This window comes from Sphaerisporangium sp. NPDC088356 (genome assembly GCF_040685555.1).
In the GTDB taxonomy this organism is placed as follows: Bacteria; Actinomycetota; Actinomycetes; order Streptosporangiales; family Streptosporangiaceae; genus Sphaerisporangium.
This window is the reverse complement of sequence record NZ_JBFBIK010000048.1, coordinates 1-21,713: the sequence shown is the minus strand read 5'-3', so window position 1 is coordinate 21,713 and position 21,713 is coordinate 1. Positions and strand designations below refer to the sequence as shown.

General features: G+C 68.9%; 16 protein-coding genes, 1 tRNA gene and 2 pseudogenes. 6 read left to right on the top strand and 13 right to left on the bottom strand.

Annotated features, from left to right (window positions below):
• The first annotated feature begins 12 nt into the window (after positions 1 to 12).
• Positions 13 to 1,263: an iron uptake transporter deferrochelatase/peroxidase subunit gene (gene efeB, locus AB0O34_RS19265; protein WP_363917003.1), complete on the top strand. Its 1,251-nt coding sequence runs from the start codon at positions 13 to 15 to the stop codon at positions 1,261 to 1,263.
• A 75-nt stretch (positions 1,264 to 1,338) separates the two neighbouring features.
• Here efeB and topA read toward each other — a convergent pair whose 3' ends face one another.
• The gene (gene topA / locus AB0O34_RS19260; RefSeq protein ID WP_363917001.1) at positions 1,339 to 3,987 is read right to left on the bottom strand and encodes a type I DNA topoisomerase; all 2,649 of its coding nucleotides are present in this window, start codon (positions 3,985 to 3,987) and stop codon (positions 1,339 to 1,341) included.
• 222 nt (positions 3,988 to 4,209) lie between these two features.
• Between topA and AB0O34_RS19255 the strand changes: the two genes are divergently transcribed.
• A complete protein-coding gene (locus AB0O34_RS19255; RefSeq protein ID WP_363916999.1) occupies positions 4,210 to 4,395 on the top strand; it encodes a DUF5703 family protein in 186 nt (61 codons plus the stop codon).
• Between the two features lie 388 nt (positions 4,396 to 4,783).
• Here the strand turns inward: AB0O34_RS19255 and AB0O34_RS19250 are convergent, their stop codons facing one another.
• Complete coding sequence (locus AB0O34_RS19250) at positions 4,784 to 6,328, bottom strand: chaplin family protein (RefSeq protein WP_363916997.1); 1,545 nt, start codon at positions 6,326 to 6,328, stop codon at positions 4,784 to 4,786.
• Between the two features lie 1,103 nt (positions 6,329 to 7,431).
• Positions 7,432 to 8,730 carry a M20/M25/M40 family metallo-hydrolase gene (locus AB0O34_RS19245; RefSeq protein ID WP_363916995.1) on the bottom strand — a complete coding sequence of 433 codons (1,299 nt, stop codon included), beginning with the start codon at positions 8,728 to 8,730 and terminating at the stop codon, positions 7,432 to 7,434.
• 202 nt (positions 8,731 to 8,932) lie between these two features.
• Here AB0O34_RS19245 and AB0O34_RS19240 point away from each other — a divergent pair.
• Positions 8,933 to 9,018 (top strand) — tRNA-Leu (locus tag AB0O34_RS19240).
• Positions 9,019 to 9,198: 180 nt separating this feature from the next.
• On the opposite strand, the gene AB0O34_RS19235 is transcribed toward AB0O34_RS19240, so the two are convergent.
• The 3 genes from AB0O34_RS19235 to AB0O34_RS19225 all read right to left on the bottom strand — a co-directional run bounded on the left by AB0O34_RS19235 (position 9,199) and on the right by AB0O34_RS19225 (position 12,606).
• Complete coding sequence (locus AB0O34_RS19235) at positions 9,199 to 9,732, bottom strand: zinc ribbon domain-containing protein (RefSeq protein WP_363916993.1); 534 nt, start codon at positions 9,730 to 9,732, stop codon at positions 9,199 to 9,201.
• Positions 9,733 to 10,942: 1,210 nt separating this feature from the next.
• Positions 10,943 to 11,617, bottom strand: coding sequence for a DUF2637 domain-containing protein (locus tag AB0O34_RS19230; protein ID WP_363916991.1), 675 nt, complete (start codon positions 11,615 to 11,617; stop codon positions 10,943 to 10,945).
• Positions 11,618 to 11,877: 260 nt separating this feature from the next.
• Positions 11,878 to 12,606 (bottom strand): recombinase family protein, encoded by a 729-nt coding sequence (locus AB0O34_RS19225; protein WP_363917052.1) that lies wholly within the window; start codon positions 12,604 to 12,606, stop codon positions 11,878 to 11,880.
• A gap of 321 nt (positions 12,607 to 12,927) precedes the next feature.
• Between AB0O34_RS19225 and AB0O34_RS19220 the strand changes: the two are divergent.
• Positions 12,928 to 13,464 (top strand): annotated as a pseudogene (locus AB0O34_RS19220) (hypothetical protein); the annotation flags it as partial.
• 468 nt (positions 13,465 to 13,932) lie between these two features.
• Here the strand turns inward: AB0O34_RS19220 and AB0O34_RS19215 are convergent.
• Positions 13,933 to 15,132 carry a benzoate/H(+) symporter BenE family transporter gene (locus AB0O34_RS19215; RefSeq protein ID WP_363916989.1) on the bottom strand — a complete coding sequence of 400 codons (1,200 nt, stop codon included), beginning with the start codon at positions 15,130 to 15,132 and terminating at the stop codon, positions 13,933 to 13,935.
• Between the two features lie 91 nt (positions 15,133 to 15,223).
• Here AB0O34_RS19215 and AB0O34_RS19210 point away from each other — a divergent pair, with 91 nt between their 5' ends.
• Positions 15,224 to 15,742: an XRE family transcriptional regulator gene (locus tag AB0O34_RS19210; RefSeq protein ID WP_363916987.1), complete on the top strand. Its 519-nt coding sequence runs from the start codon at positions 15,224 to 15,226 to the stop codon at positions 15,740 to 15,742.
• Positions 15,743 to 15,783: 41 nt separating this feature from the next.
• Here the strand turns inward: AB0O34_RS19210 and AB0O34_RS19205 are convergent, their stop codons facing one another.
• From AB0O34_RS19205 to AB0O34_RS19195, 3 genes are all read right to left on the bottom strand, one after another.
• Complete coding sequence (locus tag AB0O34_RS19205) at positions 15,784 to 16,512, bottom strand: maleylpyruvate isomerase family mycothiol-dependent enzyme (protein WP_363916985.1); 729 nt, start codon at positions 16,510 to 16,512, stop codon at positions 15,784 to 15,786.
• Between the two features lie 78 nt (positions 16,513 to 16,590).
• Positions 16,591 to 16,893 carry a hypothetical protein gene (locus AB0O34_RS19200; protein ID WP_363916983.1) on the bottom strand — a complete coding sequence of 101 codons (303 nt, stop codon included), beginning with the start codon at positions 16,891 to 16,893 and terminating at the stop codon, positions 16,591 to 16,593.
• A 72-nt stretch (positions 16,894 to 16,965) separates the two neighbouring features.
• Positions 16,966 to 17,214, bottom strand: a complete 249-nt coding sequence (locus tag AB0O34_RS19195) for a recombinase zinc beta ribbon domain-containing protein (protein WP_363916981.1) — start codon at positions 17,212 to 17,214, stop codon at positions 16,966 to 16,968.
• A 1,075-nt stretch (positions 17,215 to 18,289) separates the two neighbouring features.
• On the opposite strand from AB0O34_RS19195, the gene AB0O34_RS19190 reads away from it, so the two are divergent.
• Positions 18,290 to 19,675 (top strand): ricin-type beta-trefoil lectin domain protein, encoded by a 1,386-nt coding sequence (locus tag AB0O34_RS19190; RefSeq protein WP_363916979.1) that lies wholly within the window; start codon positions 18,290 to 18,292, stop codon positions 19,673 to 19,675.
• A 146-nt stretch (positions 19,676 to 19,821) separates the two neighbouring features.
• Here AB0O34_RS19190 and AB0O34_RS19185 read toward each other — a convergent pair whose 3' ends face one another.
• From AB0O34_RS19185 to AB0O34_RS19175, 3 genes and pseudogenes are all read right to left on the bottom strand, one after another.
• Positions 19,822 to 21,060 carry a ricin-type beta-trefoil lectin domain protein gene (locus AB0O34_RS19185; RefSeq protein ID WP_363917050.1) on the bottom strand — a complete coding sequence of 413 codons (1,239 nt, stop codon included), beginning with the start codon at positions 21,058 to 21,060 and terminating at the stop codon, positions 19,822 to 19,824.
• A gap of 138 nt (positions 21,061 to 21,198) precedes the next feature.
• Positions 21,199 to 21,444, bottom strand: a pseudogene (locus tag AB0O34_RS19180) (hypothetical protein); the annotation flags it as partial.
• A gap of 134 nt (positions 21,445 to 21,578) precedes the next feature.
• Entirely contained in the window at positions 21,579 to 21,698 is a 120-nt protein-coding gene (locus AB0O34_RS19175; RefSeq protein WP_363917048.1) for an RICIN domain-containing protein, read from the bottom strand.
• Positions 21,699 to 21,713: the final 15 nt, after the last annotated feature.

The following is a 21,713-nucleotide window of genomic DNA, read 5'->3' as shown; positions in this document are numbered from 1 at the left end:
CGAGGAGGCGAAGTGACGCAGATCAACCGCCGCAGGCTGTTCGGCATCGGGGCGGCGGGCGTGGCCGCCGTCGGGGCCGGGGCCTTCGCGACCCACGCCGTCCTGGAGGGCCCCGCGCCCGCCGCCGCGGCCTCGGCCTCCGACCCGGTGCCGTTCTACGGCGAGCACCAGGCCGGCATCGTCACCCCCGCCCAGGACCGCCTGCACTTCGTCAGCTTCGACGTCATCACCAAGAAGCGCGCCGAACTGGTCGACATGCTCCAGGAGTGGACCGCGGCGGCCGCACGGATGACCCAGGGCAAGGACGCCGGGACGTTCGGAGCCGTCGGCGGCGCGGTCGAGGCCCCGCCGGACGACACCGGCGAGGCGCTGGGCCTGCCCGCGTCGGGGCTGACCATCACCATCGGCTTCGGGGCGTCGCTGTTCGACGACCGTTTCGGGCTCGCGGGCAAGAAGCCCGCCGCCCTGGCCGACCTGCCGAAATTCCCAGGCGAGGACATCCTCGCGGAGATCTCCGGCGGCGACATCTGCATCCAGGCCTGCGCCCACGACCCGCAGGTCGCGGTGCACGCTGTACGCAACCTCGCGAGGATCGGGTTCGGCAAGGTGTCGGTCCGCTGGTCCCAGCTCGGCTTCGGCCGCACGTCCTCGACCTCGCGCTCCCAGGCCACCCCGCGCAACCTGCTGGGCTTCAAGGACGGCACCAACAACCTCAAGCTCGAAGACGCCACCCTGCTCAGGCAGCAGCTGTGGGTCGCACCCGGGGACGGGGCCGCGTGGATGACCGGCGGCAGCTACATGGTCACGCGCAAGATCCGCATGAACATCGAGACCTGGGACAGGACCTCCCTGTCCGAGCAGCAGCAGATCTTCGGCCGCGACAAGGGCGAGGGCGCGCCGCTCGGCAAGAAACAGGAGTTCGACCAGCTCGACTTCGCCGCCAAGAACACCGACGGCACCCCGGTCATCGCGATGGACTCCCACGTACGGCTCGCGCACCCCTCGACGCACGGGAACGCCCACCTGCTCCGGCGGGGCTACAACTACGTGGACGGCTCCGACGGGCTGGGACGGCTCGACGCCGGGCTGTTCTTCATCGCCTACCAGCGGGACCCGCACAAGCAGTTCGTCCCCATCCAGATGGAGCTGGCCCGCAAGGACTCGCTGAACGAGTACATCAAACACATCTCCAGCGGCCTGTTCGCCTGCCCGCCCGGGCTCCGCGACGCCGGCGACTACTGGGGCCGAACCCTGTTCGCCTGACGCTCTGCCAGGGACTGCTCGGACTGAACGCGTAAGGACGCCTCACGGCGAGCGTGAGGCGTCCTCAGAGGGGCGTCAGGACTTGGCGCCGGCCTTCGCGCGCGGGCGCTTGGGAGCCGGGCCACGGGCGCGACGCTCCGCAAGAAGCTCGGCGGCACGCTCGATGGTGATCTCCTCCACGGAGTCTTCCTTGCGCAGCGACGCGTTGGTCTCGCCGTCGGTCGCGTACGGCCCGAAACGGCCCTCCTTGACTACGACCGGCTTCTTGGAGACCGGGTCCACGCCGAGCTCCCGCAGCGGCGGAGCGGCGGCCGCACGGCCGCGTCCCCGCTGCTTGGGCTGGGCGAACAGCTCCTTGGCCTGCTCGATCGTGACCGTGAAGAGCTCCTCTTCCGAGCCCAGCGAGCGCGAGTCGGTGCCCTTCTTGATGTAGGGCCCGAACTTGCCGTTCTGCGCCGTGACCTCCTCGCCGTCGATCTCACCGAGCACGCGGGGCAGGGACAGCAGCTTGAGCGCGTCCTCCAGCGTCACGGTGTCCAGCGACATCGACTTGAGCAGGGAGCTCGTACGCGGCTTGGCGGCGACCTTCTTGGTCTTCTTCTTGCCGTCGGCGGGCGGCTCCTCCTCGGGCAGCAGCTCGGTGACGTATGGCCCGAAACGCCCAGTCTTGGCCACGATCATGTGCCCGGAGGCCGGATCGACCCCCAGCTCGCGCTCGCCGCTCGGCTGGCTGAACAGCTCCTCGGCCTTCTCGGCCGTGAGCTCGTCGGGCGCGAGATCCTCGGGAACGTTGACCCGGGCCCCGTCGCGGTCGAGGTACGGGCCGTACCGCCCGACGCGGATGACGATGTCGGTGCCCTTGATCGGGAACGAGCTGATCTCCCGGGCGTCGATGTCGCCGAGGTCGCTGACCAGCTCCTTCAACCCGTCATCGCCCTGCTCGCCGTAGTAGAACCTGCGCAGCTCGGGCACCCGCTCGGCCCTGGCGTTGGCGATGTCGTCGAGGACCTTCTCCATCTCGGCGGTGAAGTCGTAGTCGACGAGGTTGCCGAAGTGCTGTTCGAGCAGGTTGACCACGGCGAACGCCAGGAAGGACGGCACCAGCGCCGTGCCCTTCTTGAAGACGTAACCCCGGTCGAGGATCGTGCCAATGATCGACGCGTACGTCGACGGGCGGCCGATCTCGCGGTCCTCCATCTCCTTGACCAGCGACGCCTCGGTGAAGCGGGAGGGCGGCCTGGTCGAGTGACCCTCTGCCGCCAGCTCCAGGGCCGTCAGCGCCTCGCCCTGGCTGAGGTTCGGGAGCCTGCTGACCGAGTCGTCACGCGCGGACGAGGGGTCGTCCGCGCCCTCCACGTACGCCTTCAGGAAGCCGTAGAACGTGATCGTGCGGCCGGAGGCGCTGAACTCGACGTTCTCACCGGTGCTGGAGGTGCCCGCGATGCGCACGCTGACCGACTCGCCGACGGCGTCCTTCATCTGGGAGGCGACTGTGCGCTGCCAGATCAGCTCGTACAGCCGGAACAGGTCCTGGGTGAGCCCGGTCTCCCCGGGCGTGCGGAACTCGTCCCCAGAGGGCCTGATGGCCTCGTGAGCCTCCTGGGCGTTCTTGACCTTGCTCGCGTACACCCTAGGCTTGTCCGGGACGTACTCGGGGCCGTACAGCCTCACGGCCTGGTTCCTGGCGGCGGTCAGAGCGGTCTCGGACAGCGTCGTGCTGTCGGTACGCATGTAGGTGATGAAGCCGTTCTCGTACAGCTTCTGCGCGACCTGCATCGTGTACTTGGCGGAGAAGCCGAGCTTCCGGCTCGCCTCCTGCTGCAGCGTGGTGGTACGAAAGGGCGCGTACGGCTTCCGGGTGTACGGCTTGCTCTCGACCGACGTGACCGAATAGGGCGAGCTCTCCAGGCGCTGCGCCAGGGCGCGTGCGGCCTGCTCGTCCAGGTGGAGGGTGTCCGGGCTCTTGATCGTGCCGGTGCTGGCGAAATCGCGGCCCTGGGCGACCCTGCGGCCGTCCACGCCGGTCAGCGTGGCGTTGAAGGTCCTCGGGTCCTCGTCGCGGCCGGTGTCGAAGAGCGCCTGCAGGTCCCAGTAGTCGGCCGAGGTGAACGCGATGCGCTCGCGCTCGCGCTCCACGACCAGCCTCGTGGCGACCGACTGCACGCGGCCGGCCGACAGGCGGGGCTTGACCTTCTTCCACAGGACCGGGCTGACCTCGTAGCCGTAGAGCCGGTCGAGGATGCGGCGCGTCTCCTGCGCGTCGACCAGGCGGAGGTTCAGGGCGCGCGGGTTGGACACCGCGTCGCGGATCGCCTGGGGCGTGATCTCGTGGAACACCATGCGGTGCACGGGAACCTTGGGCTTCAGCACCTCCTGGAGGTGCCAGGCGATCGCCTCGCCCTCGCGGTCCTCGTCAGTGGCGAGGTAGAGCTCGTCGGCGTCCTTGAGCAGCTGCTTGAGCTTGGACACCTGCGACTTTTTGTCCGGGTTGACAACGTAGAGAGGCTCGAACTCGTGGTCCACGTTGACCCCGAGGCGGGCCCATGCCTCGCCCTTGTACTTCTCGGGGATGTCGTCGGCCTTTTCGGGCAAATCCCGAATATGACCGATGCTGGACTCCACGATGTAGCCGCGCCCGAGGTACCCAGCGATCGTCTTCGCCTTCGCGGGCGACTCGACGATCACCAGGCGGGTTCCGCCGGCGTTGCCGTTGTTGGCTGGCACGCTGCTTCCTACCTCGCTGTTCGCTGTCGTTCTCCTGCCGATCATTCACGGAGCGCCTAGGGCGACGCTCCGATTGATCCGTCACAGGCATGAAGGTAACCCGTCGGACTACCCGGTCGCTTGCCGGTGTTCCACCTACCTGGACCCGATACCCACGAGGACGCAGAATAGAGCCCAGAGAGTGCCAGCGTCCCCTTGCACACCCTTCGGAGACTAACTGCTGTGCTCGAGTACTCCTATTTGGACCTGTATCTCCCGCGCGGGACCTCGCGGGAAACCGCCCGCAGAGTTCTTACTGAACATGCCGAATACGGACATTGGGAGCTGGACCTCCAGCGGCTGTATCCCGATGGCCGTCGGTACGTACGGCTGCGCCGCAAGATCCTACGAGTGGCCAGCACACTGTAATCCCCGTCGGCCCCACTGTAACCCCCCGGACATGGCTTTGCCCGCTCCGGGCCGCGCCCCCGGAACGGGCAAAGCATCTGTGCTCCGCCGCGCGAGTCCAGCTCAGCGGCCCAGTACTGCGGCCGTCCTCGCAACGGCGAAGCGTCTATGACTCCGCCGCTCTCACGGCGAAGGGCTCACTACCTCACCGCACTGAACGGCGAAGGACTTACTCCCTCACCGGACTCTGGCGGCGAAGGGCCTGCGGCTCCACCGCACCATCACGGCGAAGGGTTCATGGCTCCACCGCACCATCACGGCGAAGGGTTCATGGCTCCACCGATCTCACGGTGGAAGCTCTGCGATCGGCCGCCGGATCACGGCGAAATGATCTGGAGCCACAGCCTGGTCACCTCCGGCGGAGGCGGAGGCGACGGGTGCCTGCGAACAGGGTGGCCGAGGCGGTGAGCAGACCCCCCACGAGAAGGGCCACCAGCGAGCCGGCGTTCATGCCCGTGACGCCCAGTGGCTGCTCGGCGCTCATCAGGCCCGTGGTGACCGGCAGGTCGCGAGCCGGCGTGCTGTTGACGATGCCCGTGGCCGGGGTGCCGGACAGGACCTTCCCGACCGGCCCGAGCGGGCTGTCGGCCGTGGGCACCGGCGGCTTCTGGACGCCATCGGCGCGGCCGGGCGTCTCGGGGAGCTCGGGGAGGCCGAGCGACTTCGCCAGCCCGCCGGCCGGGGCCGCCTCGCTGGACTGGCGGGTCAGCTCGCCCGCCCCCTTCTCGCCGTGGAGGGCCGAGACGAGGGGCATCTCGGAGAGCAGGCCGTAGCCCGCCGGCCTGGTGCCGGAGACCCGGCCCGAGCTGCGCGCCCAGTGGCCGTACCCGCCTGGACCGCCGGGGTTGCCGGGTCCGCCCACGTGCGCGCCGCCCAGGCAGCCCGCCGCGGCGTCGCCGAGGACGGCCACCGCGTTGCCGCAGACGTTGATCGGGGCGGTGATCGGCGCGACGATCTGGTTGCCGCCGAGGATGCTGTGCCGCCCGTCGGTGAGGTTGCCGCCCGCGCCACGACCCCCGCCGCCCTTCACCGAAGCACCGCCGCGGCAGCCCGCGAAGGCCTGGCCGAGCACAGCCACGGAGTTGCCGCAGACGTTGATCGGAGCGGTGATCGGGGCGACGATCTGGTTGCCGCCCAGCACGGAGGAGTGCCCGGACGTACGGTTGCCGCCCGCGCCGCCGCCACGACCGGCGGGCGGGACGCTGACGCCGCCCTCGCAGCCCGCGCTGCCGTTGCCGACTGCGTTGCCGCAGACGTTGATGGGAGCGGTGATCGGCGCGACGATCTGGTTGCCGCCGAGGATGCTGTGCCGCCCGTCGGTGAGGTTGCCCCCGGCGCCTGGGCCGCGTCCCGGCCCGTTCCCGTTGTAGCCGTTGCCGCCGCCGCCCTTGACGTGCGCGCCACCCTGGCAGCCGGAGAAGGCCTCGCCGATGACGGCCACGGAGTTGCCACAGATGTTGATCGGAGCGGTGATGGGCGCGACGATCTGGTTACCGCCGAGGACGGAGGAGTGCCCGGACGTGCGGTTGCCGCCCGCGCCACGCCCGCCGCCGCCGTTCCTGACCGACGAGCCGCCCCGGCATCCCGCCGTCGCCTCGCCGAAGACCGCGACCGCGTTGCCGCAGGCGTTGATCGGCGCGTTGATCGGCGCGTTCACCTGGTTGCCGCCCAGCACGCTGCCGTGCCCGGAGGTGCTGCCCTGGATGCCGCCCGCGCCTCCGCCGCCCTGGACGGACGAGCCGCCGCGGGAGGAGGCCGACGACTCACCCGCCACGGCGACGGCGTTGCCGCTGATGTCGATGGGGATGTTGATCGGCAGGTTGAGCTGGTTGCCGCCGCCCACCGAGCCGCTGCCGGAGGTGTCGGCCAGAGCCGTACCACTGCTGAGAGCCATGACGCCTACCGCAAGAAGAGCTGCGGGAGCGGAGCCCTTCGCCCACGTTCGCATAACAGATCGCTCCTTGGTGATTTCTTGGGGGGAGTTCCTGACAGACCGCGAAGAGCACACAGGGATGCCACGTGAGAGGCCGCACAGCCGCACGGTGGAGCCCGAGGTCGTCGCGAGACTGGAAATGACGCGTCACCCGCGCGGAGACGGCACAGGTCACTCCCGGGGGGGAAGAGATCAGCGGCGCGCTCCGCTACCGGCCGGACAGCTCAGGTCAGGGCCGGTACAGAGGCGGGATCAGTCGGGAGAGAAAGAAGGGTCATCCGCTGCAGTGCGGACGACAGGGGCGGGCGCACTCGCCACAAGGGCGGGAGCGACCATGAGCCGCGGGTCGAAAACGGACCTCGCGACATCGCCGAGACCCGGCCCGTACGAGCCGGAGCCACCACTACGGGGCACGAAACCATTGTCCCCGGCCGAGTGGTCGGCGGTGGATGGTGCGGGAAGAGCGGGCTTCGACTGACTTGTGAGCCCGTCGACGGTCCGCCCGGCCATCGCCCCGGCATCTGCCAGGGCGCTGTCGCTGGCCGTGGGGAAACCGTCGGCCAAAGCCGACCCGGCAGCGACATGTAGAGGTGTGGAGACGGACTGACCCGCCGCTCGGGCCTCGGAGACCTTCGCGGCGTCGGCCTGGCCGGCCCTGATCGTTTTAGAGGCTTCGCCGGCCGGCGCGCGACCTGCGGGGATGTGGGCATCCGCAGCCGCAGGAGCGGCGCCTAGACAGGCGAAGAGAACGCTCAGAAACCAACCGGCGGCGATGAGGCCGCCAACGGCCAGCAGACGACCGAACCGGGGGCCGGCCACGAACCGTGCCATCCGGCTTGCCCGCGTCACGATCGCCTGAGCCTGACCGTCTGAAGCGGTCACGGGCACGCACAGAGTGACGGCGGGCGACTCAGCCCTCCGCCGCCCTTTCGGCATGCGTGCCACGTGACCTCCCCGAACTCCTCGACCAACCCATTCGCAGGGCAGATCATCGGACCAACCCCTCAACGGAAAGTTACCGTAGCAGCACCACGAGTAATGGCAACGGTTTTTCGAGGAACACGTCAGCAGCCGTCGATGAAACGGTCAAGAACCCGCACCCCGAACTGGAGTGAATCCACCGGAACCCGCTCATCGATGCCGTGGAACATCCCCGAGAAGTCCAGGTCGGCGGGAAGCTTCAGCGGGGCGAACCCGAACCCCCGGATGCCCAGGCGGCTGAAGGCCTTGAGGTCCGTGCCCCCCGACAGCGTGTACGGCACCGCCCGCGCGCCCGGGTCCTCCGCGTGCAGCGCGTCGGCCATCGCACGCACGAGGGGGCCTTCGAAGGCCGTCTCGACCGCGACATCGTGGTAGACGAACTCCCTGGTCACGTTGGGCCCCAGCAGCTCGTCCAGGGTTGTGAAGAACTCCTCCTCGTACCCCGGCAGGAATCGGCCGTCCACATGCGCGGTCGCCGTCTGCGGGATCACGTTCGCCTTGTACCCGGCGGCGAGCATGGTCGGGTTCGCCGTGTTCCGCAGCGTCGCGCCGATCATGCGGGCCAGCGGGCCCAGCTTCGCGACCGTGGCTTCGGCGTCGCCTGCCTCCAGCTCGATGTCGAAGGCCTCGCGGAAGAAGGCCTGCACCGTCGGCGTCAGCCGTACCGGCCACTCGTAGCGCCCGATGCGGGCGACGGCCTCGGCCAGCTCGGTGACGGCGTTCTCGCTGTTCAGCATCGACCCGTGCCCCGCGCGCCCTGCGGCGGTGAGCCTCATCCAGGCGATGCCCTTCTCGGCGGCCTCGATGAGGTAGAGCCGCCTGGCCTCGTCGACGGAGACGCTGAACCCGCCCACCTCGCCGATCGCCTCGGTGCACCCCTCGAACAGGTCTTTGTGGTCGGTGGACAGCCACTGCGCCCCGTAGTGGCCGCCGGCCTCCTCGTCCGCCGTGAACGCGAGCACGATGTCGCGCGGCGGCCTGCGCCCCTCGCTCAGGCGCTGCCGGACGACCGCGAGGATCATGGCGTCCATGTTCTTCATGTCCACCGCGCCGCGACCCCAGACGCAGCCGTCGGCGATCTCCCCGCTCAGCGGGTGATGGGTCCAGTCGCCGGCGTTGAAGGGAACGACATCAAGGTGCCCATGGAGCAGCAAAGCCTCACGGCTCGAGTCCGCCCCCTCGATGCGGGCGATCACGTTGGCCCGCTTGCTGTCGCTCTCCAGGACCCGCGGCTCCAGACCGACCTCGGCCAGCTTGCCCGCGACGTACTCGGCGGCGACCCGTTCCCCCGGCCCCGCGTTGTCCCCGGCGTTCGTCGTATCTATGCGGATCAGGTCGCGGCACAGCTCGACGACCTCGTCCTCGGCGTTGAACGCGGTCATATGTGCTCCTTCTGCTCGGTACGCGCTAACGCCCACCATCCTGCCCGTCCAGGCAGACCTACCGGCGTCCCGGCAGGGCCCTTCCCGGCGTCCCGGCACGGCCCTCCGTACCCGCCTCCGAATCCCGGTATGAAGCAGTGCCCGGAGTTTGCTAACCTGGTGCAGCCGACGCGGGGAGACGTTCTCACGTGCAGGCACCACTGTCCGGGTGGCGGAATAGGCAGACGCGCTAGCTTGAGGTGCTAGTGCCCTTTACGGGGCATGGGGGTTCAAGTCCCCCCTCGGACACGTACCTTTCGCACATGTGGAGGTCCGGTTGCAACTGGGCCTCCACTAGCTGTCTCTCAGGGTTAAGTCAGCCGCAGACGATCTCCGCGTAGACCTGGGCCTTGTCGTTCGGATCCGCCTGCGCCAGAACCTGAACGTGGTCTTCGATCGCGGTCACCATGGCATCGATCTCCTCTCGTGTCATACGACGCCCGCCACTCGCCTGGCGGAGTTGCGCCTGAGCGGCCACTTGCTGAGCTTGCGTCTCAGCCACCACTGAGCGATCAGCGCCGGGTCCGCACCTGCCTCCAGAGCTGCCCGGTGCTGGGTGAGCTTGTGATCACACTCGGCTATGCGTCGCCGAGCCGACTCGGCCGCGGGGTCTACATCTGGCTGGCCGTACTCGGTGAGCAACCGCACGGTCTCGCGGCGCCGGGATCCGGTGAACTCTCTGGCCAGCCACCTGTCCAAGTCGGGGAGGATCTCCGCCTCCCGTAGGTAGACGGTTTTGGGATGGTCGACCTTGTTGGCCAAGGCGTACTCCGCCGGGTACCGGCAGCGGTAGTAGGCCTGGTCGTTGTTCCAGTTGCCCTGCATGCGGCGGTGGCAGTATCCGCAGAAGAGCACACCGCGAAAGGCGTAGGGCCTGCGGGTGGGATGTGGCTTGTGCACAGCCGGCCCTCGCCCGCGGCCCGCGAGGATGTCCTGAGCCCGCTGGAAATCCTCTGTGGACACCAGGTCGGTCCTGGGTTACTCGGTCGGACCAGACCTTGAACCGCTGCTGCATCGTGGTGAGCTTGCCATGCGGATCATCCCCGCAGGCGCGGGGGCGAGTAACGCGCATGCACGAAAGGCCGGACGCGGACGAGGAGCATCCCCGCGTGCGCACGCGGGGATGCTCCCTCCTGGATGGCCCGGACGTTCACCTCTCCTACCTCGCCCCCGCGCACGCGGGGATGCTCCCATGTCGGCGCGGACGGTCATCTCCTCTTCACCCTCGCCCCCGCGCACGCGGGTACGCTCCGCCGTGCGACCCGCCACCGACCAGGTAGCGCTCCTCGCCCCCGCGCACGCGGAAATGCTCCCCCGGAGTAGTTCGTCATCGGCCCGCAGCTCGGCTCGCCCCCGCGCATGCGGGGATGCTCCGCAGGTAAACATGTCACTCTGTCTCATCGTGGTCTCGCCCCCGCGCACGCGGGGAGCTCCCCATGTCAAGCTCCGATCTCGCCCCCGCGCACGCGGGGATGCTCCTTCGCCGGCGGACTGCCTGTGGCCGCCGCCGTCCTCGCCCCCGCGCACGCGGGGATGCTCCGCCCTTCAGCTCGTACAGCTTGGTGTTGATGTCCTCGCCCCCGCGCACGCGGGGATGCTCCAGCTGCGTGACTCACTGACCGGGATCAACCCGGCTCGCCCCCGGCACGCGAGGATGCTCCGAGCAGGCCAGGCCCATCGCTGACCCCCTGCACCTCGCTCCCCGCTCACGCGGGGGTGCTCCTCCTCTCGGGCGTCCTCACGGCCTGCGTTCGACCTCGCCCCCCCGCGCACGTGGGGATGCCCCGGTGTAGCCGCCCCGTTTGTCGATGTGTGTCACCTCGCCCCCTCTCGCGGGTATGCTCCTGGTTTCGTCGCGATCCTCGTAGACGCAGTGGTCTCGCCCCCGCGCACGCGGGGATGCTCCCCGCTTCCGGAACGCCTGGAGATGCGCCTTAGTACCGCGCCTGGAGCGCCATCCGCATCGGTGTCGGTTGGTTACTATGTTCGCGTGTTACACCGCAGAACGTGAGCGATCTACGGTTCCTGGAGTCAGACGAGCAGGAGCTCCTCGTCGCTATGGTCGACGTCCTGCTGGGGTGCGGCAGACGGCGCAGGAGCGTACCACCGTCTCAGTCCGCCAGGGCGCAGAGTGGCTTACCGAGCACTACGGCCCAATTGCTCGGCGGTGGTTTTACCCGTATTCGCCTGCCACACCTTCACGTTTGACGAGACGGCCCCAACGAGGTGATCGGGAGAACTGGACGGCGATCACCTTGCCCGAGGGAAGGGCTCCATCGGGGGACCGGTTGGCCTGAGCCCATTGCCAAGCGATTCGCTGGAGCTGGCTTGCTCCCTCCCTGGACTTCGAGTGTCGATCACCCGCCTGCTCCGTGGCTGAGTCCACTTCCTGCGGAGGCTCTGAGCGGTCGGATTGCTCCCTCGTCGTCGACTCATCCTCAGTCGCAATCGAACTGCTGCAACCCTGCCTGATCTGCGACATGAAGAGCTCGTAGGCACCGATAAGGGCGAAACTCGGCCAGGCGGCTACGATCCGGCCGATGACGGTCGGCTCGGCGACTGCAACGTTGGCGCCGAGGCTGGCAAGGCTAGCGATCACGAGCAGCGTCCATGGCAGCAAGCCGCCGCTTGAGCCGCGTCTGCTGGCAAGCAGCAGCGACATGGAAGCGGCAATGATCATGCCGTCCACTGACAAGGGAATCAGCGCCGCACTCCAGGCGCTCTCGCCGTGACGGAGTACCAGCTGGTACATGTGCTTGTACGACACCACGGCTGCGATCGCGGCCAGCAGGACGACGCTGGCGGTCGTGGTGTGCCGAATCCATCGATCGACCATCGAGATTCCCATCTGCGCTCACCCTTGTCCCAGCAGGAACTTGGCAGTGAGAACGAAGGGATGTGCAATTGGTGCGGCTCCCCCCTCGGACACGTACCTTTCGCACATGTGGAGGTCCGGTTGCAACTGGGCCTCCACTAGCTGTCTCTCAGGGTTAAGTCAGCCGCAGACGATCTCCGCGTAGACCTGGGCCTTGTCGTTCGGGTCCGCCTGCGCCAGAACCTGAACATGGTCTTCGATCGCGGTCACCATGGCATCGATCTCCTCTCGTGTCATACGACGCCCGCCACTCGCCTGGCGGAGTTGCGCCTGAGCGGCCACTTGCTGAGCTTGCGTCTCAGCCACCACTGAGCGATCAGCGCCGGGTCCGCACCTGCCTCCAGAGCTGCCCGGTGCTGGGTGAGCTTGTGATCGCACTCGGCTATGCGTCGCCGAGCCGACTCGGCGGCGGGGTCTACATCTGGCTGGCCGTACTCGGTCAGCAACCGCACGGTCTCGCGGCGCCGGGATCCGGTGAACTCTCTGGCCAGCCACCTGTCCAAGTCGGGGAGGATCTCCGCCTCCCGCAGGTGAACGGTTTTGGGATGGTCGACCTTGTTCGCCAGGGCGTACTCCGCCGGGTACCGGCAGCGGTAGTAGGCCTGGTCGTTGTTCCAGTTGCCCTGCATGCGGCGGTGGCAGTATCCACAGAAGAGCACACCGCGAAAGGCGTAGGGCCTGCGGGTGGGATGTGGCTTGTGCACAGCCGGCCCTCGCCCGCGGCCCGCGAGAATGTCCTGAGCCCGCTGGAAGTCTTCTGTGGACGCCAGGGGCTCATGGGTTACGCGGTCGGACCAGACCCATGCGTCGGCGCCGTTCCAGCGCTGCTTGGTCATGTGGCCCAGAGCGACGTCGTGCACGTCGATGAGGACCTCGTCCTTACGCTGCTTGTTCCATACCTGGTGGCCGGTGTACCGGGGGTTGGTGACGATGACCTTGACAGCGCTCTTGGACCAGGCGATGCCTTCCCGGTGACGGTTCCTGGCGCGGTCATACGCCGAGGGTGAGGGATGCCGGATGGCAGCACACCGTCGGGGGACCTATTGGCCTGAGCCCATCGCCAGGCGAGCTGCTGGAGCCGACCAGCCTCATTTCCGCGCTTGGAGTGCCGGTGATTCAGCCGCTCTGTGGGGAAGTCGTCGTCCTGCGAGGTAGCGTGGTCGCCGGCTTCTTCGTTCACGGGTATCTCATCATCCAATGGAACAGGTCTGCGGCAGCATTGCCTGATTTGTGCCATAAACAGTTCGTATGCGCCGATCAGGGCAAAGCTGGGCCAGGCAGCGATGATGCGACCGATCAGCGTCGGTTCGGCAACCGCGACGTTGGCGCCCAGGCTCGCCAGGCTGGAGATCACCAATAGGATCCACGGCAGCACACCGCCCCGTGAGCCTCGGTGGCTGAACAACAAGAGCGACATGGACGCTGCGACGATCATGCCGTCTACCGACAGGCTCTTCGCGGTGGCCATGACGCTCATGAGCGCGGTCCGTCTGGTGGAACGACCGGAGGCCTCCGCCAGGCTGCAGAGTGCGATCGACGAGCCCGACGGCACCATCCGGCAGATCCGCTCCACCATCTTCGCCCTCCAGCCCCCCAGCCAGCCGGGCGCGCCGAGCCTGCGCGCCCAGATCGTGGACGTGGTGGAGGCCGCGCGTGGCCACCTGGGGTTCATGCCGGGGCTCAGCATGGAAGGCCAGCTGGACAACGGCGTGCCGCCGGAGATCGCCGAACAGGTGCCGGCCGTGCTGCGCGAGGCGTTGTCCAACGTGGTCCGCCACGCCAAGGCCTCCCGAGCCGATGTGACGACCCGTACCCACCAGGGACGGCTCACTGTGATCGTGGAGGACAACGGGGTCGGAGTTCCGGCGGAGGGGAGACGTAGCGGCCTGCGCAACCTCGAAGAACGCGCGGGCCGGCGGAGGGGAGACGTAGCGGCCTGCGCAACCTCGAAGAACGCGCGGACCGGCTCGGAGGGTCGTTCGACGTCACCTCGCCCGCATCCGGAGGCACCCGCCTGGAGTGGCGGGTCCCGCTCGCCTGACGCGGGAGGGGCGAGTGGGTCGCTAGCGGCGTCCCTCGTCGGCGGATCCGGTGCCGCGCACCCTGGCCGCGACTCCGTCGAGCACGCACGCGAGGCCGAAGTCGAAGCGCTCGTCTGGGTCGGCGTCTGCGTCGACGACCGGGCGGGCGAACTGCGGGTAGGCGCCGGGAAACCATGTCCGACCACCCGGCCGACGACCTCGGGCGGGCGATCACCCGAGTGCTCGCCGGGGCATAGGTCTCCCGGCTCATCCCTGGGCCGTCTGAGCTTCCTTCTCCTGAACCGGTGCGGTCTGTACGGGATTCTTCCTCCGGTGCAGGAGCATCATGAGGCCTCCTGCGGCGAGTCCCCAGAACGCGGCGCCCACCCCGAGGAGCGTCAACCCCGACGCGGTGACCACGAAGGTCACCACCGCCGCCTCCCGGCCCTCGGGCTCGGCCACGGCCGTGGTGACCGCCGAGGCGAGCGCGCCGATCAGTGCAAGGCCGGCGACGGCTTCGATGAGCACCGGCGGGGAAAGGACGACGAGCGCGGTGGCCAGGCCCGCGCCGACGCCCAGGACGATCATCGAGCCGCCGGCCGCGACCGACGCGATCCACCGGCGGCTCGGGTCGGGCTCGGCGTCCGGTCCGGCGGCCAGCGCGGCGGTGATGGCCGCCAGGTTCACCGCGTGCCCGCCGAAGGGCGCGCCGAGGACACTGGCCAGGCCGGTGCCGGCGAGGATCCCGCGCAGCGGTGGACGGTAACCGTAACCGGCCAGGACCGCCATGCCCGGGACGTTCTGCGAGGCCACGGTGACCAGGAACAGAGGAAGCGCGATGCTGACCATCGCCGAGGCGCTCCACGCCGGGACGGTCAGCTCGACGACCGGCCGTACGTCCACCGTGCCCAGCCCCGGCCTCGCCAGCGTGATCGCCGCGATCGCGACGAGCAGGGCCCCGGGGATCGCCCACTTGCGAGCGAAGCGGCTGAGCAGCGCCCAGGTGAGCACGACGGGACCGGCCATCCAGGGGATCTCGCCGAGCGCCCGCGCCGGAGCCACGCACAGGTCGAGGAGGACTCCGGCGAGCATCGCGCTGGCGATCGGGGCGGGGATGGCCGCGATACAACGGCCCAGCGCGGGGAACAGGCCCGCGGCGGTGATGAGCAGCCCGGACACCACGAACGCGCCCACCGCGACGGGGAACCCGCCCTCCACGGCACCGGTGGACACCAGGAGTGCCGCGCCCGGGGTGGACCAGGCGATGGTGATCGGCAGGCGCTGCCGCACGCTGAGCAGGATGGCGACCACGCCGTTGGCCAAGCAGAGCGCGAGCAGCCCTGATGCCGCCTGCGCCTGGTCGGCTCCCACGGCCCGCAGCCCGGCCAGGACCACGGCGAAGGAACTGGCGAAGCCGACGAGGGCGGTCACCACACCCGCCAGCACAGGTTGCAACAGGCGCGTCATGCCATGATCCCCTCAGAGTGTTCCGTATACGGAACGCCGTCATGCTGGCACCATAGCCTCATGGAATGCGCCCCCGAAAGCCCTTTTCATCGTGAACGCTGACGCGTCCGACGTTGGGCGGCGAATCCGCACGTTGCGCCAGGAACGCGGCATATCGCTATCTGAACTGGCCCGGCGTGCCGGGGTCGGCAAGGCCACGCTGTCCGGGCTGGAGAACGGCACCCGGAACCCGACGCTGGAGACCCTCTGGGCGGTCACGGCCCAGCTCGGCGTCCCGCTGGCGGTCGCACTCGGCCCGAATCCCCTCGTTCACGGCGCCGCCGTCGATGGCGTGCTGCTCCAGGTCTTCCAGGACGAGGCCGTGACCTACGAGCTCTACCGGCTGGTGATCCAGACGGGGGTCACGCAGATCTCCCCCGCCCACCACCAGGGCGTCACCGAGCACATCACCGTCTTCTCCGGAACACTTCAGGCGGGGCCCGTGGACTCACCCTTGCTCGCCGGACCCGGCGAGCACATCACCTGGTCGTCGGACGTCCCGCACAGCTACGCCGCGATCGGCGGCCAGCACGTCCACGCCAGCCTCCTCATGCGCTACCCGCACCGCTGACAGCACTCACCGCCTTTGGCCACGCCGTCGCCACGCGCGGCTCAGGCGAGGCAGCGCAGAGCGCTACGGATGCGCGGGTCGAGCGGGTGGCTCTCGGGTAGCCGCCCGACCGTCGCCTCGACGAACTCCGCCGCGGACAGCTCCGCCGTCAGGCCGTTCACGCGCACCCGGATCCGGTCACCGTCGCGCTCGACCTGGGCGTTCGACCCCTGTTCAGCGAGAGCGAAAAGGCCGAATCGAACCCGCCACTCCAGGCGAAAGCCCGCCTCCTCAGCCGAGACCGGTGCCCCCACGTCATCGGCGTGCGTGGCGTACTCCGAGTCGTAGTGGAAGGTCTGCAGTCCCGCCGGATAGGGCCCGGCGGCGGTCTGGATCAGCGTGTCGCGGCCGAGTTCCCGCATTCGCCTGCGCGTCTCCCCGTTCTTCTCCCGCCACTCCTGAAGCACCTGTTCGACCGGCAGGCCCCGGCGCTGCCTTACGCACCAGTCGTTGAACTGGTCGACCCACCCGATCGAGTCGTCGACGCTGATGCCCTCGCGCTCGAGCATCCTGAAGAACCCCTCGATGTCCCCGGCGAGACACGCGTGGTTGTAGAGCTCCTCCCCTGCGAGGTGAGCGAGGACGTCGCGGACCGACCACCCCGCGCACCGGGACGGGCGATTCCAGCCTTCATCGTCGAGGGACGAGAAGAAGCGATCGAGCCGCTCCGCCTCGGTGTCGAATATGTCGAACGGGACGAGATCTTTCAGCAGGTCCGTTTCGGAACTCATACCCAGAGCCTTCCCCGGCCACGGCCGGTTCCACCGAGCGCGGTCTCCGTACCGGCCAGGCCCTGGCCTGCCACCGCGTCACATCGGCAGAGTTCCCTGGTCACTGGAAGCGGTGACCAGGACTTTTCGTAGTGCGGGCTTATAGATCAGCCGCAGGCCCAGCCCGGCGTAGACCTTCGCCTTCCGGACCGGGTCCGCCCGGCCCAGGACGGCGACCATATCCCCCAGTTGGTGAAGCGCCGCGGCAAGCTGGTCGCGATCGAGCCACCGGCCCCAGCCGCCGGCGGGCACACGACGCAGCCGGTGCTCGATCGCCGTCTTGCGGGCCTGCTCCTCCTGGATCCATCCGGCGACCACGGCCGGGTCGGCGCTGGCCTCCAAGGCAGCCCGGTGCCGGGATAGCTTCCGGTGCACTCGGCCAGCTGGCGGCGCAGCATCGTCGTCTCGTGCTGCTCAGCCGGCACGCTGCCCTGCGCCTCGATCAGGACACCGAGGGTCTGGTCGATGTTGTGCGGCGCGAACAGCCAGCCGAGCCACCGGGTCGAGCTTGGGGACGATGTCGACTTCGCGGAGGTAGACGTTGCGCGGGTGGGTCACGCGGTTCGCCCGGGCGTACTCCTCCGGATAGCGACACCGGTAGTAAGCCGCCTCATTCGACCAGTGCCCCTGCATCCGCCGATCGCAGATCCCGCAAGTTGACACGGGTTACGAGCCCGCCGGACCGTCTTGTCCGTCTGCCGGCCGCCGCGTCTGTGGAGCGTCTCCTGCGCCGCGGTGAAGTCCTCCCGGCTCACGATCGGCGGGTAGGCGATCTCGTCGGACCACACCCACTGCTCTTCCGAGTTCCAACGGAGCTTGGTGGTGTGGGCACGAGCGAGCCGGTCGACCTGCCGAGCCGACAGCGGCCAGTCGGGGCCGAGTTCGGCGATGAAGACCTCGATCAGGTTGGCGCAGGTCTCCTGCGGGCTGCCCAGCGCTGGATCTCCCGTGTCAGCCTCGCCACCGCCGCCGCCTTCGGGCCAACTCAGCAGCCGGGTGCTGGATCCATCGGACCGGGCAGGCATCCGACCGGGAGCGCTTGGACCTCGCTTGGCCGTCCGTCGCTCACGCGGGGGCGGTGGTGGTTCTGGTGGTTCTTTGGTGGATTGGGTGACAGGCGTGTCACCCCTCCCCTGTCACCCGTGTCACCCCTCGCGGCCACCGGTGTCACCCCGGACAACTTGTCGGGGGTGACAGGTTGTCCGGGGGCAGCGGAGTTATCCACAGTTTCCACAGACTCGTACACAGGTTCGAATGCGATCTCCACAGGCGCTCATCCACCTGCAGCGCGGCCGGTGGAGCGCCGTCGTCGCCTGACAGACTCCCGCCTGCCGTGTCGCCCCCGTGCGCGGTAGGCGGGCCGCCCCGTCTCGGCTGATGGAAGCGGTCGAGTACGCCATCCGCCCGGCCGGGGCACACCGGCCGATGAAAGTTGCAGCCCGGCGCTGGGACCACGCGATGCGCGGACCTCCTGATGAGGCCCTGTGAGACCGCCATGGCCGGTGGCCGCGCCGCCAGGCGGAACGGGCCGCCTGTTGACGGGAGCGCGCCGCCTCGTGTTTGCTCCGCTGCACCACCACCTCCACGCAGCCGACGGAGAGGAGCGCTCATCTCGACCGCGGATTGTTAACGCTAACAATCTGCGATCCGGCGGAGCAAGAGCGGCGTGCGGCAGTGCCGTGCCGCACGCCCCTGTCGTGGAGACGAGTCGGCCACACCCGCCTGCGAGGAGACCACGTTGAAACGTAGCTTCACCCGATTTCTGGCGCTCTGCGGCACCGTCTTCGCGCTCGCCGCCCTCCTCCCCGCCGGCCCGGCCACCGCCGCCGCCGCGACGGTGACGCCCGGCACCCTCTGGTACGACACGGCCGGCAACCGGTTGCAGGCGCACGGCGCCGGCGTGTTCAAGGTCGGCTCGACCTACTACATGGTCGGCGAGGACAAGAGCGCCGGTGCGACGTTCACCGCGGTCGCCTGCTACTCCTCGACGGACCTGGCCACCTGGACCCGGATGGGCGACGCCCTGAGCCGGCAGGGCAGCGGAGACCTCGCGGCCGGGCGCGTCGTGGAGCGGCCGAAGGTCGTGTACAACTCCCTGACCGGCCAGTACGTGATGTGGATGCACATTGACAACGGCTCCTACAGCGACGCGCGCGCGGGGGTGGCCACCAGCCCGACGCCCTGCGGCCCGTACACCTATCGGGGATCCTCCCGGCCACTGGGGTACGAGAGCCGCGACATCGGCCTGTTCAAGGACGACGACGGCACCGCCTACCTCCTCACCGAGGACCGGCGCAACGGTCTGCGCGTCGACCGGCTCTCCGCCGACTACACCAGCGTCGTCAGCGCGACCGCCGTGCTCGCCGACCTGGAGTCTCCGGCGATGGTGAAGGTGAACGGCCGCTACTTCCTGTTCGCCTCGCACCTGACGGGCTGGTCGACAAATGACAACGCCTACGCCACGGCCGCCTCGCCGTCGGGCCCGTGGAGCGGCTTCACCACGTTCGCGCCGTCGGGCAGTCGCACGTTCAACTCGCAGACCTCCTTCGTCCTGCCGGTCTCGGGGTCGTCGGGCACCACCTATGTCTACATCGGCGACCGGTGGAACCCCAACGACCTCAACAGCTCCCAGCCCGTCTGGCTGCCGCTCACGATCAACGGCGGTACCGCGTCGATGAACCGGTTCTACGAGTCGTGGAGCATCGACACGGCCACCGGCTCCTGGGCTCCGCTGAGCTTCACGATGGTGGGCACGCAGTCGGGGCGCTGCCTGGAGGCCGCCGGCAACTCCTCGGCCAACGGCACGAACGTCCAGATCTACGACTGCAACGGCGGCGAGAACCAGCAGTGGTACCTCACCTCCGCCGGGGAACTGCGGGCGTTCGGCCGCGCCAAGTGCCTGGACGCACTCGATGGCAGGACCACGGCCGGCTCCCCGGTGGGTATCTGGGACTGCAACGGCGGCGCCAACCAGAAGTGGACCGTCGGCTCCGACGGCACGGTCGTCGGCGTCCAGTCCCGCCTGTGCCTGGACGCGTCCGGCAACCAGACGGCCAACGGTGTCAAGGTGCAGCTCTGGACCTGCAACAACGGCGCCAACCAGAAGTGGACCCGGCGCGCCTGAGCCGCCGGCCCCAGCGGGCACCGTCCTCGCGGTACCGACCCGGACGTACGAGCGGTACCGACCCGGACGTACGAGCGGGACCGGCCCGGACGTACGAACACCGGCCTCGCGGTGCGGACCGCGAGGCCGGTGACCGGTTCTCTCTGTCAGCTACGGGACCACTTCTGGTTGGTTCCGCCGTTGCAGGTGCCAAGGACGATAAGGGTCCCGTTGGCGGTGCCGCCGTTGGCGGCTGTCAGGCACAGACCGGACTGGACGCCGGTGACGGTGCCGTCGGTGTTGAGGTTCCACTGCTGGTTGGGCTGCCCGTTGCAGTCCCAGATGATGATCCGGGTGCCCGGGGTGGTGCCGGCGGTCTCGGCGTCCAGGCACTTGCTGCCGTACACCTGGAGCTGCTTGCCGCTGGTGAGCGTGAACTGCTGGTTGACGCCGCTGTTGCAGTCCCACAGCGCCACCTGGGTGCCGTTGGTCTGGGACTGGCTGGGCACGTCGACGCAGCGGCCGGAGCCCTGCCCGCGCAGCACGCCACTGGTGCCGCCGTTGCCGCCGCCCTGGCCGGGGGTGATGGTCAGGTTGTCGAACTGGGCGGTCTCGGTGGTCGCGGTGCCGATGCCGATCTGCCCGGCGCCGTAGGAGTTGTCGGTGGCCGAGCCGACCTGGGCGCCGTCGATGGTGGCGGTGATGGTGCTGCCGGAGAAGCCCAGCGCCAGGGTGTGCCAGCGGCCGGTACCGAAGGAGGCGACGGTCCCGCTGCGTAGCGTGGTCAGCGCGTTGTCGACGTTGTTGCGCAGGATCTGCCAGGCGCCGTTGTCGCTGACGCGCAGGTAGTACGCGTTCAACCCCTCGGGACCGAAGGCATGCTGGGAGCCGGCCCGGCCGATCACCTCGGCGTAACCGCTCTGCTCCAGCAGCACGTCGGTGGAGACGGTGTAGTTGGACCAGTTGAGGTCGCCCAGCAGGGCGTAGGGGTGCGAACCGCCGGTCCACAGGATCGGCTGGCGGGGGGCCATCTGACGCACGCACTGCCCGGTGCGCCCGCCGCCGCAGCCGACGACCTCGAAGGAGCCCTGCATGTCCGCCAGGTACTTGGCCTCGCGGCCGGTGGCGTAGGAGTCGAAGGTGTCGGAGTAGGGCAGGGCGAGCGAGCCGCGCGCGGGGCTGGTGGCGGTGCCCTTGCCCTGGCCGGTCGTGGTGGTGATCGAGTACACGTAGCCCGGCTGGACGGTCAGCGAGAACGCTCCGCCGGAGGGCGTGATGTCGGTGGTGTGGACGAAGTGGTCGGCGGCGTTGCCGGAGTTGAGGTTGGTCGCCCACACGTGCACTTGGCCGGTGGACAGGCCTCCGGTGACGTTGAAGTTCAGCGTCTGGGCGGCGGTGGCGTCCATGGTCTCGACGATCGTGCTGTAGTCGGAGTTGTTGGTCGACTTCAGCGAGACGTAACTGCCGTTGTTGCGGTTGCCGCCGATGTAGCCGGTGGAGGAGTCCAGGTACTTCCATCCCGGCGCGGTGAACTGCGTGGTCTGCGCCATCACCCAGGCGTTCTTGCCGATGGCGTAGTAGCCGGACCACGGCTGGGGCGCCACCGCCACGCCCATGGTGGCGAAGGGCAGGTTCGGCGTGATCGCGGCGATGACCGGCCAGTTGATGTAGGCGGTCATCTTCCCGTCGATGTAGTCCCGGTTGATGCCCCGCGCCAGCGCCTTGGCGCCGTCGTTGTAGTCGTCGGAGCCGTTCTCACTTGCCCACAGCACCTTGCCGGAGTTGATCGCGGTGGTGGAGCTGGGGCAGCTCGACTGGGCGCCGCGGTACGCCCGGTCTCAGCCGACGCGGCGTCCGCACACCGGGTGACGGCTCAAGACGGTCGAGCCGAGATGTGAAGGTGGCGTAGGGATCTCTTCGTGCGTCAGCCGCGGGTCCAGCGCTGGTTGCTGCCGCCGTTGCACGACCAGATGGCGAGTTTGGTGCCGTTGGCGGTGGCGTTGCTGGGCACGTCCAGGCACTTGTTCGCGCCGACGGCGGTGATGGTGCCGTCGGAGTT